Origin of the sequence: Peribacillus aracenensis, from assembly GCF_025175645.1 — a bacterium.
GTDB classification, from domain to species: domain Bacteria; phylum Bacillota; class Bacilli; order Bacillales; family DSM-1321; genus Peribacillus; species Peribacillus aracenensis.
Genome location: NZ_JANZMJ010000001.1, coordinates 123,325 through 136,856 on the forward strand (window position 1 = coordinate 123,325; position 13,532 = coordinate 136,856).

The window sequence follows — 13,532 nt, forward strand, 5'->3', positions numbered from 1 at the left end:
AAGTTGACAACTAAAAAAGGCTATGCTGCCATCTGGCTCGATATTCAATCGGTGCCTGATGGCGGACAAGCCCCCTTTAAAATTAAGTTTTAAACTTGACTAAATTCCCGGTGTAGATGAACTTTCAGGAATATTTTCATAGTCTGATGGATTAAGGTTATGAACCGATCCATCTGTTACACCATTGATAATACCCATTAGCCCTGTTTCAACCGTTTTTACGAGCTGGCCTTTCTTTTTTTGCCCAAAGTTTTGTGTTTGACCACTAACTTCAAATAGAACCGTTCCACTTCCGTTTAAAGCAAAAGTACCTAAAGCAGTTCCAGGCAGGTCAATTGATTGATCGTATAGTGAAATATTTGTAAACACTGAATTCCCTTTTGCTTGTAGTGCGTTATACGCAGTAAGTGTCAACTGACGGGAGAAATCATATTTAAAATTATCTGCATACTCTGCATATTTAGCCCCTTCGGGAGTGCTTGGGTTAGGAACGAATTTTCCTGATATTGACATAGTCACACGCTCATCAGTTCCTTCGATATATGGGAACCCTTGATGATGAAGGTCGATAAAAACATCCACTTTCCCGAATTTCGACTTTAACCCTTTATATGTGTCACGTACCGTTTGCGCTTCAGGTGTAATAAACCAGCCCGGCTTTTCAGATGCCCCCGGGAAGTCTTGAGGCTTCGGTACATAGTTTAGGTTAGGATTAAAGTCACGATTAACATCAAATCCCGGTTTGCTAGCATAGTCGTCGCCTGATCTGGGAGTAGTGTAATAGTTCCAAGTAGGTTTCACATTAGAAAGTTGGGGGAATTTCCCTACAACCTCAGACCATGTCATCTCATTTCCACGACGATCAAGCTCTGAGCCGTCTGCGTTCATCATTGGAATAGCAACAATTGTTAGTTCATCAAGCACTTTCTTTACCTCGGGTGAGTTACTTTGACCAAGGTTTTCAAGAATGTTCAATAACGCAACAGTTCCTGTTTTTTCATTTCCATGAATTTCACTTTGAATAAGAACGACTTTGTCACCATGACCGACAGTCACTTTTTGAATGGAACGACCCTGATTTGTTTGTCCAGCGACTTCTACTTTGACTTTCCCTGCACTCACTTGCTCAAGTTGATTTAATTTTTTTACAAGTTCGTCATAATTAAGGAATGCTTCGGTGGAGAGATTCGTTCCACCTGTTGGATTTGGTCCTCGTTCAGCTAAGCTGACATTTGGGCCAAGTAATGCTGCGGCTACTACTGTTGAACTTAAAACCTTTAAAAATTTCCTTTTCACATCCATTCTCCTATTCTGAAAATATTTAATATTCAGAAAAGTAATTCTTCACTTTCTCTTCTTTTTCCTGTTCGATTAATTAAAACACTCAAATAGACCTATGTATTTCAGATTCAATGTGATTTACATTTTTTCTTTTGGATATAGTAAAATCCCCTCCAAGTGTGAGTGTATCATCTACGGATTGCCAGTAGCCTTTTACATTTTCCACTTAGTGGGGATAATATCAATTCCCGCGTTTCTTGATGTCATTTAGCTTGATAATGAACTACATTTTCAACGAGTTGTTTCGTGACCTTCCCCTGATATTCCAAATAATCCAAGTGGCCAATGATTTCTGACATGACGAGCGGGAATTCCGCAATATATTTTTGTTTGTAAAACTCCTTTGCCAGTTCATTGCCGGTAGAAATTCCGGATTCTATCAAGCTAAGGATCTTTTGTGATTTTCTCTCTATGCTGTTGAGTCTTTTTTCAATCAAATGACCAGGTTGTTCAATGATGTTTCCATGACCAGGAAAGAGAAGATTCACCTGTAAGGCCAAACATCGTTTTAATGAATCGATATGATCTACAAGAGTCAGCATTCTATTACCGTTTTCATCAGGTTCGATCAAGGCATTGCTTGATATATGTTCAATCAATAAATCACCGGCAAGAAGCCGTTTCCCTTCCTGGTCAAGGAAAGCAATTTGATCCGGGGCATGCCCGGGAAATTCGATCACTTCAAAATTCAGCCATTGTTTTTCCGTGATTGCGATGATGTCACCATTCAGTTTTTGATCTTTATTATTATCGACCGCGTTGAATAGGTAAGCCACTTGTTTATCTCCAAGTTCACCACAGCCCATCTCAATGTAAAGCTGCTTATAGAATTCAATTCTCATACTTAAGAAGTCAGGGTCCCTTTTTAAACGGGGGATGGATTTAGAATGGGCATAAACGGGAATCGGATGGAGTTCGGTAATCCGATTGACCAAACCAACATGGTCTCCATGGTGATGGGTTAATAAAATTCCCGTGATATCTCCAACGGAAAATCCAATTTCGTTTAATGTTTGCTGAAGGGCATTCCAGCAGACGTCATCATTCATGCCTGCATCGACTAATGTTAGAGATTCATCCTGCTTAACTAAATAAAAGTTTATACTTTTTAAAGATAAAGCACTTGGAGCTATGATTGGATAAATATTAAATGTTGTTTTCGTTTTCATGAACGTCCCATATCCTCCTAAATCGAGATAAACTTCATCTGGAAAATTGTTGTATTACTAATGACCGAATAGATTTAAAGGGTTATTATTCTATGATTAGTTGAATGAATTGAAACTGTCAAGCGGAAGCCTCCTTGTAAACGAGAAAATTAATAGTAGAATGATTGGAAATAGATGGTCTATTTATCTAGTTTATTTTAAAATTAAATAAACAGGCTAGTAATTTAGCCAATATTCTTATAATTAATTGTTGGGTAACGAAAACTGAAGGTGAAAAATGGTGCAAGAATGCGTTAATGGAATGAAACGATATAGGAGGTTATGGTTTGAAGCCAAAAATTTATATTACAAGGAAATTGCCGGAACAAATCATCGAAAGTCTTAGTCGGACATATAATGTCAGGATGTGGGATCAAGAGGATATACCGGTCCCTAGAGAGGTCCTTGAAGGAGAAATGAAAGAAGTCGAGGGGCTGCTTTGTTTATTGACGGAACAAATCGATGAGTCACTGATTCAACGGGCGCCTAACCTGAAAATCATCGCGAATATGGCAGTGGGCCATAATAATATTGATGTTCGAAGTGCAACAAAACGGGGCATCATGGTCACGAACACACCGGGAGTTTTAACGGAAACGACAGCTGATTTAACCTTCGGCTTGCTGCTTGCAACGGCAAGAAGGATGATGGAGGCAGAAGATTATTTAAGGAGTGGAAAGTGGGAAACATGGTCGCCGATGCAGCTGACCGGACAAGATGTGCACGGTGCAACGCTTGGTATAATCGGTTTGGGTAGGATTGGGGAAGCCCTTGCAAAAAGAGCTAAGGGATTTGATATGAACTTGGTTTATTTTAATCGAAGCCGTAAATATGAACAGGAAAAAGAGTTAGGAATCGAATATCAGTCCCTTGAAAAATTGCTCCAAATATCGGATTTCGTTTGTGTCATGCTGCCGCTCACACCGGAAACCACTTATATGATTGGCAAGGAGCAGCTTGAATTAATGAAAGGGACGGCTGTGCTCATTAATACAGCAAGAGGTGGGATTATTGATGAAAAGGCCTTATACCAGGCGCTGGAAAACCGAGAGATTTGGGCGGCTGGATTGGATGTGTTCGAAGAAGAGCCCGTCCCTGTGGATCACCCGCTGCTAACATTGCCCAATGTCGTTACACTGCCGCATATTGGGAGTGCCAGCATTGCCACAAGATTGAAGATGGCAGCTCTTGCGGTACAAAACTTGATGGATGGATTATCTGGTGATACTCCGCGTAATTTAGTATTGTTGAATAAATCAAAATGACTCTGAATATGGGATTCGGAATGCCCTCATCCCGAATAACTGGCTAGCCGAGACCCCCAGGCGCTCGTTTTGATGAGGCTTGGCAACGGTCGGCGGAAAGGTAGCGGATTTAAGAAATGCAAACTGGCTTTTCTTCGAGTTTGTCTAGAGTTTGAAATGACTCCAAAATGGGGTCATTTTTTATGGGGAATTGATTGACCTTTTATAGCCTTACTTTGGATAGTAGCATCTTCAAATATATTTCCTGATTTAAGATTTTTCCTTTTTGGAAGATTTCCTGAGTTTTGAACATTACTTAATTGAATTCTCGAGGGAAGAATCCAATTCTAGGGGATGCATACTTATCGTAAATTGTTCGGATCTTTTGTAAAATAAAGAAAGTCGAGTTTTATTAAGGAAAAACAATTAGTTGAAAGGGATAGGGGTAATAATGATTGAAATGAAGGAAACGATATCATCAGGCAACGAAATGACTAAATCCAAAAGGCTGTTGATGGCTCTTATGCTGGGGTCTTTTGCAGCGATTGGGCCACTGTCACTTGATATGTATTTACCGGGTCTTCCCACACTGGCGGAGGATCTGAAAAGCAGTACGTCTTTAGCGCAGCTGAGCTTGACGGCCTGTTTGTTAGGATTGGCTTTAGGCCAAATTTATTTAGGGCCGCTAAGTGATGCAAAAGGAAGACGGATACCGTTAATCATATCTTTATCCATTTATTGCATATCCTCTCTGTTATGCGCCTTTGCTCCAACCATTGAATTGCTTTTATTATTACGTTTTATCCAAGGTATTGCGGGAGCGGGGGGCATTGTCATTTCAAGGGCGATAGTTCGTGACCTTTTTTCAGGATCGGATTTGACCAAGTTCTTCTCCATGTTAATGCTGGTGAATGGGGCGGCTCCGATATTGGCTCCGGTTTTTGGCGGTCAGCTTTTGCAGTTCACGTCTTGGCGGGGAGTCTTCGTTGTCATTTCAGTATTAAGTATCATTATGGTTGCAGCTGCATTTTTTGGGATAAAGGAAACTTTAACGTTTAATCTCAGAAGTGCAGGTGGGGTAAAAGATACTATCAGGACATTTGGGAACTTATTGAGAGATCGTGTGTTTATGGGTTATGCTTTTTCACAAGGATTCATAAGTGCCGCCATGTTCGCTTATATTTCCGGATCGCCATTTGTTCTCCAGAACATTTATGGCGTTTCCCCACAGACCTTCAGTTTGATTTTTGCAATAAACGGAATTGGGATCATCATCGCTTCACAAGTTGCCGGGAAGCTTGCCGGGAAGGTTAAAGAGGAAAAACTACTTCAAATGGGATTATGTCTAGCATTGTTTGGGGGAATATTACTACTTGCCTCAGTCCTTCTCGAAATTGGGTTGGCAGGAATCTTGGTCGCTTTATTCCTCTCCGTCTCCAGCGTCGGTATTGTCGGTACTACTAGTTTTTCTTTAGCGATGCAAAATCAGAAAAAAACAGCAGGCAGTGCTTCGGCTTTAATTGGCCTGCTTCCTTTTATATTAGGATCACTAATGGCTCCCTTGGTGGGACTAGGCTCAGGTGAGTCACCCTTGCCTATGGGAATTGTGATGGTAAGCTGTCATGTCATCGCCATGTTCGCTTATTTAATCCTTGCCCGTCGTGGGTTAAGGCGAGTTTAATTAGGAAAAGCTGAAATCCTTGATGTGGATTTCAGCTTTTTCCTTTAGGGGCGTAAGTATGAATCATAATAGCGATTCTGCTCCATCGATATAAACTTCCGTGCCCGTAATATGGGAAGACATGTCCGATGCTAGAAACAATACGAGATCACCAGCTTGTTCGGTACTCCCCGCTTTTTTCGCCAGGGGCTGAGAGCCTTGCGGATATTCAATGGGAATACTGATTTTTTTTAAGCTTTCATCTTCCGGGAATGTGTTATCGTGAATGTTCGTATCGATGGAGCCGGGACAAATGGTATTTACCCTGATTTTATATCTTGCCAATTCGAGTGCAGCCATTTTCCCAAAAGCGACTTGACCAGCTTTGGATGAACTATAAGCGGAAAAACCAAAATTCTTGAAATATCGGTTTCCATTGATGGAGCTGTTGATTACGATGCTGCCACCCGTTTCCTTCATGTAGGGAATGGCGTATTTGATGGTGAGAAAGGTGCCTTTGAGGTTGATGGTATGTGTCTGATCCCAATCTTCTGGCTTTATATCTTCTATAGGGGCAATCACTCCGTTAATGCCTGCGTTTGCAAATACAAAATCAATTTTCCCAAACTGTTCATGGGCCTTCTTGTAGGCATGTTCAACTTGCTCAGCCTTGGAAACATCCGTTTTAATGACTAATGCCTTTCGACCAAGGTTTTCCACTTCGTCCTTCACTTTTTCGGCATTTTCGACTGTACGGTCAAAAAAGATGATGTTCGCGCCGTTTTCAGCTAGTTTCAGTGCGGCACCCCGGCCAATTCCCGACCCTCCACCGGTAATGATGGCAACTTTGTTTTTCATTAATTCTGTCATAAACTTCACACGCTCCTTTTCATTTTGCTTTCCCGTTAGGGAGTATGTAGAAACATCATGGCAGTGGCATTATAGAAAAATTATAAACGAACATTGCCTAAAAAATCCAATTTAAACAGTTGCGAGCGTTCATTATACTTTGTTTTTCATTGAAATGTCTGTATATTGAGGACATATTCAAGTTAGCTTGAAAGGGGATAGGAAGTTGATAAGATTTGGGGTAATAGGTACAAATTGGATCACGGAACGATTTTTGGAGGCTGCAAAGCATGTAGAGGATTTATCGTTAACCGCCGTGTACTCACGTACAGAAGAGAAAGCCAAGGAATTTGCCAATAAATACGAAGTACATACGACTTTTACGAATTTAGAAGCAATGGCCGCCAGCAATGAAATCGACGCTGTATACATAGCAAGCCCTAATTCTCATCATTGCAGGCAAGCCGTGTTGTTTTTACAAAATAAAAAACATGTATTATGTGAAAAACCAATGGCTTCAAATGCTGCAGAAGTAAGGAAAATGATTGAGGCTGCAAAACAAAATGATGTGCTATTGATGGAAGCGATGAAATCGACCATCATGCCGAATTTCGGAAGCATAAAGGGGAATCTGGATAAAATCGGGAAGGTACGGCGTTTCTCGGGAAGCTTTTGCCAATATTCCTCTCGATATGATTCGTATAAACAAGGCACTGTGCTGAATGCATTCAACCCTGAATTCTCCAGTGGCTCTTTAATGGATCTTGGTATTTACGTACTTTATCCGCTTGTTGTTCTGTTCGGTAAACCAAATAAGGTACAGGCATCAGGAACGATGCTTGAATCAGGAGTCGATGGGCAGGGTACGATTCTGCTTTCCTATGATGAGATGGAGGCAGTCGTCATGTTCTCCAAGATTACTGAATCCAATTTGCCTTCGGAAATTCAAGGTGAACATGGAAGCATCACCATTCAGAAAATTTCAGGACCGCAAGCGGTGGATATTAAGTATCGGGATGGAACAAATGAAAATATTTCGGTTAAACAGGATATGCCTACCATGTATTATGAAGCGAAAGAGTTTGTTGAATTGATACAGCAGGGGAAAATGGAGTCCGATATAAATTCGTATGCGAATTCACTATTGACTATGGAAATCATGGATGAAGCAAGAAAGCAAATCGGAATCGTCTTTCCTTCAGACCGCTTATAAGCATATGAGTGGACATGGCAATAAGGAAGGGGAAAAATGGATGTTACTGATAACCCGTAATTGGGTAGAATTCAGTACAGGGATAATTTTATTGTTGGGGGAATGGACATGAAGTGCAAAATTAATCGTAATGCAGCTAAGGTCTTACAAAAAATGCTGAGCACTGAAGAAGCGAAAGGGAAAATGATTCGTGTATATATCACCCATATGCATGGCGATCATGCCCATTATGACATGAAATTAGATACACCGGCAGAACATGATGAAATCGTCAAAACAGATAAAGATATCGATATTTTACTGGATTCACGTGAAGAATTTCTGGATGGTGTCTGGATAAAATATTTTTATGTACCTGAAGAAGGCTTTGAAATCACGAACCCTTCTAAAGAACCGCACGGACATCATCACTACTAAGAGTAAAGGGGGAGGATTGACATGAATCAAAAATACGAAAAGATCTTTCAACCATATAAATTTCCATCAGGGGTAGAAGTGAAAAATCGTATCATGATGGCTCCTATGACCACTTATTCTTCGGATGATCAAGGGTTTGTAACCGATGATGAACTGGCCTATTACGCTGAGCGCTCGGCTGGTGTAGGAGCGGTGGTCACGGCATGTGCCTATGTATCTGCTGGAGGAAAGGGATTCCCAGGCCAGCTTAGTGCAGATGACGATTCCTTTATCCCATCCTTGAGAAAACTAGCCGAAACGATCCAGTCCAACGGGTCAAAAGCGATTCTGCAAATATATCATGGAGGCCGGCAAAGTCCGCCGGATTTATTGCCTGATAACCAACCTGTTTCTGCAAGTGCCATTGCTTCAAACGATGAAGCACCTGTACCGCGGGAAATGAGTGAAGACGAAATACAAGAGGTTATTAAGGCATTTAGCGAAGCAACAAGAAGGGCCATCGAAGCAGGATTTGATGGTGTGGAAATCCATGGTGCCAATACGTACTTGCTTCAACAATTCTTCTCGCCACACTCGAACCGTCGTACGGATAACTGGGGCGGGACGCTTGGACAACGATTGATTTTCCCGCTTACCATTGTGAATGAAGTCGAGAAAACGGTTGCTGAGCATGCGAGAAAGCCGTTTATCATCGGCTACCGCCTTTCTCCTGAAGAAGGCAGCAATCCTGGAATCACTTTAGATGATACGATCCAACTCGTTGACAGACTAGCGAATCAAAACCTGGATTATCTACATATATCGGTAGGTCACTTCTGGAATGGCTCATTCCGTGAGAGTGATAGGACAAAGTCACGCATCGTTAAAATTTACGATAAAGTAGGTAATCGTATCCCTGTGGTCGGTGTTGGATCACTGCATACACCTGATGAAGTAGCAGAAGCTATGGAAACGGGTGTCCCTTTTATCGCCCTTGGGCGTGAGCTTCTCATGGAACCGCATTGGATTGAAAAAATCAGGTCTGGAAAAGAAGCGGAAATACGGACTACCCTCTCCAAAAAAGATCAGGATGAACTGGTCATTCCAGATCCGCTTTGGGAAAAGTTGATTGGGATAAAAGGTTGGCTCCCGGTTGTGGAGTGATTCTTAATGTCTTGAATAATATGTTACCCGTCCTCCAAAGGAGGACGGGTTTTGTATGTGTACATATGAAACTAACAACAGATGTAAGTCATTGATCCTTTGCTAAAAGTGAGATTGACTCTGGATTTATTCATTCTTCATAGTGAATACTATCTTTAATGCAAAGTTTATGTAGGCAAATATGAATGAAAGTAATATAATCATATTAATATTTGTACCAATAAACAAGATGTATTATCATCAATTTCTTAGGTTGGTATGAAAAAGGAGGGGTTGTAATGAAATTTCCACACGATTTTTTATTCGGAGCAGCTTCTGCTTCTTTTCAAATAGAAGGAGCATGGGATGAAGATGGAAAAGGTATAACGAATTGGGATGTCTTTTCAAAGATTCCAGGGAAAACATTTGAAGGTACAAACGGGGATGTAGCGATAGACCATTATCATCGTTACAAAGAAGATATTAAATTAATGGCAGAGATGGGACTTGAATCGTACCGGTTTTCCATTTCATGGGCACGTATTTTGCCGGCAGGTGACGGGGAAGTAAACGAAAAAGGCGTGGAATTTTATAATAATGTCATTGATGAATGCTTAAAATATGGGATTGTTCCATTTGTTACGCTGTATCATTGGGATTTGCCTTTGACGCTTGAACAAGATGGGGGATGGACGAATAAGCGAACAGCTGAAGCATTCGTCAAGTATGCGGAAATTTGCTTTCGCGCTTTCGGAGACCGCATTAAACATTGGATCACGTTTAATGAAACGGTTATGTTTTGCGGTCTGGGCTATTTAAAAGGAGCACACCCGCCTGGAATCCAAAACGATGAAAATAAATACTTTCAAGCGACACATTATGTTTTTTATGCACATGCAAAAGCGGTAGAGGTATACAAGTCACTGAATCATTACGGTGAAATTGGGATTACCCATGTTTTCCTGCCTGCTTACAGTATAAATGACAAACATGAGAATGTATTGGCTGCTCGGCATGCCAATGAATATGAAACTTTTTGGTATTATGACCCTATTTTAAAAGGTGAATATCCAGCTTATGTGGTTGAGCAATTAAAGGAAAAAGGCTGGACTCCAAGTTGGACCGAAGAAGAACTGGATACGCTAAAAAGAAATGCGGGGAAAAATGATTTTATTGGACTCAATTATTACCAGCCCATTCGAGTGGAAAAAAATCGGGAAGCCGTTTCAAACATCGAACATTCAAGAGAAACATCTACTCTAGCTCCAGGGAATCCGTCTTTTGATGGCTTTTATCGGACCATAAAAATGGATGATAAAACATATACAAAATGGGGCTGGGAAATCTCACCTCAAGGATTTTTAGATGGGCTGCATATGTTAAAAGAACGTTATGGTGAAATTAAAATGTATGTTACAGAGAACGGACTTGGTGATGAGGATCCGATTATCGATGGTGAAATAGTGGATGTTCCCCGTATTAAATATATTGAGGAACACTTAAAAGTGATTAAACGTGCAATCAAAGAAGGTATCCATTTAAAAGGGTATTACGCATGGTCTGTCATTGATCTATTAAGTTGGTTAAACGGGTATAAGAAGCAATACGGATTTATTTACGTGGATCATCATGATCAGTTAAACCGGAAAAAGAAGCTGTCGTTTCATTGGTATAAGCATATTATCGAGACGAGGGGAGAAGAGCTGTAAACTAAAAAGAAAACCTCTTGATTTTAATCAAAAGGTTTTTGTGTATATATAGAGCCTGAGCCGAAATACAAAATTAGGTTTATAGGGCATGTTTTGAGCAATCTTTCTCAAAACATGCTTTTTCTATTGTAATCAAGGTTTCCGGCATGGGAAATTAGTCCAAAGTTCAAACTTCCTGATTCGTAGTCTGAATCTCCAGCTTCAAATTAACCAGACTGGAAGTATGGTCCCGGATTGTAATGTAAATGTAAAAAAGACAGAAAAATTGTAAACAAATGTTAATATTACTAATAATGTACAGTTTAACGTTTTACTGTATAATGTTGAAGCGTGGTCGAGGCCATGTCAAATAACTTAACAAAGGAGATTACATATGACGATTATTTCTTAGTTTTGAAAAGTCCCCCGAATGGTTTGTCCCGTTGAAACAACCTACAATAGTTAGATTCATTTCGATCAAGTAATTTCCTCAAGAATGAAAGAATGTCATTTTTCCTGATGATGGTAGATTCATATTAAAAAAACGACTAAGGATGTGAGTTTGAAAAGGATGATAAAAGATTCTAGATTTCAAGGGTATAATATGAAGGGTTTTCAAAAGGACGTAACGGCAGGATTGGTTGTAGGTGTTGTAGCCATTCCTTTAGGATTGGCTTTTGCAATTGCTTCAGGCGTCGAACCAATATATGGGTTATATACGACAATCATCGCTGGAATCCTCATATCGATTTTGGGTGGCTCCAAGTATCAAATTGGAGGACCAACCGGGGCGTTTGTTCCTTTATTATTTGGAATCGTCATGCAATATGGGTATGAAAGTCTGCTTATTGCCGGGTTTTTAGCGGGGATGATATTGGTCTTGATGGGTCTTCTTAAGTTGGGCAATTTGATGAAGTTCATTCCCCGTCCAGTCATTATTGGATTTACAACAGGAATTGCGATAATAATCTTTTCAGGGCAAATTGCCAACTTCTTTGGCATGAAAGTGGAAAAACATGAAGCGTTCATGGATAACATGAAGGAACTGGTGATTAAAGCAGACACGATCAATATATATAGTGTGTTTGTTGCGATTATATGTTTTGTCGTCATACTGCTGGCACCTAGACTCCTGCCCCGAGTGCCGGGACCGCTTCTGGGCCTGCTGCTATCAACAATGGCAGCCTACTTTTTATTTCCCGATAAGGTGGCCACGATTGGTTCCACGTATGGAGCGATTCCGAAAGGTTTTCCGGAATTCCAAGTGCCGGAGCTTTCAGTGGAAGTCATTATCACACTCCTTCCCGTTGCGTTTACAATTGCCTTGTTAGGCGGTGTCGAGTCATTGTTATCCGCTACCGTGGCCGATAACATGGGGGGAACCAAGCATGATAGCAATAAGGAATTGGTTGGGCAAGGAATTGCGAACATCGCAACCCCATTCTTCGGCGGGATACCTGCAACAGGTGCTATTGCCAGGACAGCTACCAATATAAAAAGCGGGGCAGTCTCCCCGATGTCCGGAGTCATTCACGGTATTGTCGTTTTACTGGTTTTGCTGGTGCTTTCTCCATATGCAGCACATATACCTTTGGCTAGCATGGCTCCCATATTGATGTTTGTTGCCTGGAATATGAGTGAAAGAAAGGAATTCGCACATGTATTGAAAACGAAGACGACGGATTCTGCGGTTTTGCTGGTGACCTTCCTCGTCACTGTCTTCACTGATTTAATCATGGGAGTGGGAATCGGCTTATTGATTGCATTCATCACCTTCATTGCAAAAATGAGCCACACGTTAAAGGTTAGGGAAAGAAGTCATGAGATTACTGAGATTGTTCCAATTGATAATTCGGAGTCAAAAATCAATGTGTATAACTTGGAAGGCCCTCTCTTCTTTGGTTCGATAGACGTCCTGGAGTCATCGATATTGGAGAACTTGGATAATAAGACGAAAGTGTTGGTATTAAGCATGCGCCGGGTAACATATATGGACACTTCAGCAGAGGCTGCACTATTGGCGATTGTTAATCGCATCGGTAAATATAAGGGGAAATTAATCATTTCCGGAATCCAGCAGCAACCAAAGGAATTGTTACTCAGTACAGGTTTGTATCATAAGATAGAAAAACAGCACTTTTTTAAATCGAAGGAAGATGCCCTGTATTTTGCCAAGAAGCAGTTGAAGGGCAATCCGGATAAAGTAGTCTAATAGATTCATCCTCGAAGTCACCTTTTAGGATAGTTATGTTATAGTATCGTTAACAGTAGATTTTAAAAGAAGGTGACTATCTGGGTGAATGTATATCGGATTGGCCAGCTTGCTGAACTTGCGAATGTTTCGCGAAGAACCATTGACTATTACACACAATTAGGAATGCTGAACTATGAAAAAACTGGGTCAAGATATCGATATTACACAGAAGATGCTTTAAATCGTCTTCAAATGATTAATCGGTATAAGGAACAGAATATGCCGTTGACTGAAATCAAGGAACGGTTACAAGTCTTGTCTGAAACCACAGTTGAATCCGAGCAAGTCCTCTTGATGGTGGACAAGATATCTACAGATCTTAAAGGACTGGAGAATGAATTGCTTGAATTAAAGCCGTTACTGGAACAGCTCGATGAACAGCAATTAACATATGCTGCACAACAGCTTTCCGTTCGGGGCAGCTCTTTATTGAGCATCATTGCCATGCTCACTTAAGCTAATTGCCGAGTTCAACAAAAAAGACCTGATTGGGTCTTTTTTTGTTGAACTGGTGATTTGAAAATCTATATCCAAAC

The 13,532-nt window shown here is 40.7% G+C and carries 11 protein-coding genes; 8 read left to right on the forward strand and 3 right to left on the reverse strand.

All coding sequences use genetic code 11. From position 1 onward, the window contains the following. Positions 1-99: 99 nt before the first annotated feature. Both N0M92_RS00620 and N0M92_RS00625 read right to left on the reverse strand, forming a co-directional pair. Positions 100-1,296, reverse strand: a complete 1,197-nt coding sequence (locus N0M92_RS00620) for a M14 family metallopeptidase (RefSeq protein WP_260284049.1) — start codon at positions 1,294-1,296, stop codon at positions 100-102. A gap of 248 nt (positions 1,297-1,544) precedes the next feature. After that, positions 1,545-2,510, reverse strand: coding sequence for an MBL fold metallo-hydrolase (locus tag N0M92_RS00625; protein ID WP_260284050.1), 966 nt, complete (start codon positions 2,508-2,510; stop codon positions 1,545-1,547). A gap of 326 nt (positions 2,511-2,836) precedes the next feature. Here N0M92_RS00625 and N0M92_RS00630 point away from each other — a divergent pair, with 326 nt between their 5' ends. Both N0M92_RS00630 and N0M92_RS00635 read left to right on the forward strand, forming a co-directional pair. Further along, positions 2,837-3,814 (forward strand): 2-hydroxyacid dehydrogenase, encoded by a 978-nt coding sequence (locus N0M92_RS00630; protein WP_260284051.1) that lies wholly within the window; start codon positions 2,837-2,839, stop codon positions 3,812-3,814. A 439-nt stretch (positions 3,815-4,253) separates the two neighbouring features. Next, complete coding sequence (locus N0M92_RS00635; protein ID WP_260284329.1) at positions 4,254-5,474, forward strand: multidrug effflux MFS transporter; 1,221 nt, start codon at positions 4,254-4,256, stop codon at positions 5,472-5,474. 63 nt (positions 5,475-5,537) lie between these two features. Here N0M92_RS00635 and N0M92_RS00640 read toward each other — a convergent pair whose 3' ends face one another. After that, positions 5,538-6,323 carry an SDR family oxidoreductase gene (locus tag N0M92_RS00640; protein ID WP_260284052.1) on the reverse strand — a complete coding sequence of 262 codons (786 nt, stop codon included), beginning with the start codon at positions 6,321-6,323 and terminating at the stop codon, positions 5,538-5,540. Positions 6,324-6,528: 205 nt separating this feature from the next. Between N0M92_RS00640 and N0M92_RS00645 the strand changes: the two genes are divergently transcribed. The 6 genes from N0M92_RS00645 (at position 6,529) to N0M92_RS00670 (ending at position 13,452) form a co-directional block, all read left to right on the forward strand. Then, entirely contained in the window at positions 6,529-7,515 is a 987-nt protein-coding gene (locus tag N0M92_RS00645) for a Gfo/Idh/MocA family protein (protein ID WP_260284053.1), read from the forward strand. A 108-nt stretch (positions 7,516-7,623) separates the two neighbouring features. Beyond that, positions 7,624-7,932 (forward strand): iron-sulfur cluster assembly accessory protein, encoded by a 309-nt coding sequence (locus N0M92_RS00650; protein ID WP_260284054.1) that lies wholly within the window; start codon positions 7,624-7,626, stop codon positions 7,930-7,932. Between the two features lie 21 nt (positions 7,933-7,953). Beyond that, a complete protein-coding gene (locus N0M92_RS00655) occupies positions 7,954-9,075 on the forward strand; it encodes an NADH-dependent flavin oxidoreductase (protein WP_192203771.1) in 1,122 nt (373 codons plus the stop codon). Positions 9,076-9,353: 278 nt separating this feature from the next. Continuing rightward, complete coding sequence (locus N0M92_RS00660) at positions 9,354-10,763, forward strand: GH1 family beta-glucosidase (RefSeq protein WP_260284055.1); 1,410 nt, start codon at positions 9,354-9,356, stop codon at positions 10,761-10,763. Between the two features lie 550 nt (positions 10,764-11,313). After that, a complete protein-coding gene (locus N0M92_RS00665; protein ID WP_260284330.1) occupies positions 11,314-12,954 on the forward strand; it encodes a SulP family inorganic anion transporter in 1,641 nt (546 codons plus the stop codon). 84 nt (positions 12,955-13,038) lie between these two features. After that, complete coding sequence (locus N0M92_RS00670) at positions 13,039-13,452, forward strand: MerR family transcriptional regulator (protein WP_192203773.1); 414 nt, start codon at positions 13,039-13,041, stop codon at positions 13,450-13,452. Positions 13,453-13,532: the final 80 nt, after the last annotated feature.

What these genes read in the sequence shown, in the direction of transcription:
- N0M92_RS00625 (WP_260284050.1), bottom strand. Translation starts at nt 2,510, where the DNA reads ATGAAAACGAAAACAACATTTAATATTTATCCAATCATAGCTCCAAGT.
- N0M92_RS00665 (WP_260284330.1), top strand. Translation starts at nt 11,314, where the DNA reads ATGATAAAAGATTCTAGATTTCAAGGGTATAATATGAAGGGTTTTCAA.
- N0M92_RS00635 (WP_260284329.1), top strand. Translation starts at nt 4,254, where the DNA reads ATGAAGGAAACGATATCATCAGGCAACGAAATGACTAAATCCAAAAGG.
- N0M92_RS00660 (WP_260284055.1), top strand. Translation starts at nt 9,354, where the DNA reads ATGAAATTTCCACACGATTTTTTATTCGGAGCAGCTTCTGCTTCTTTT.
- N0M92_RS00640 (WP_260284052.1), bottom strand. Translation starts at nt 6,323, where the DNA reads ATGACAGAATTAATGAAAAACAAAGTTGCCATCATTACCGGTGGAGGG.
- N0M92_RS00650 (WP_260284054.1), top strand. Translation starts at nt 7,624, where the DNA reads ATGAAGTGCAAAATTAATCGTAATGCAGCTAAGGTCTTACAAAAAATG.
- N0M92_RS00655 (WP_192203771.1), top strand. Translation starts at nt 7,954, where the DNA reads ATGAATCAAAAATACGAAAAGATCTTTCAACCATATAAATTTCCATCA.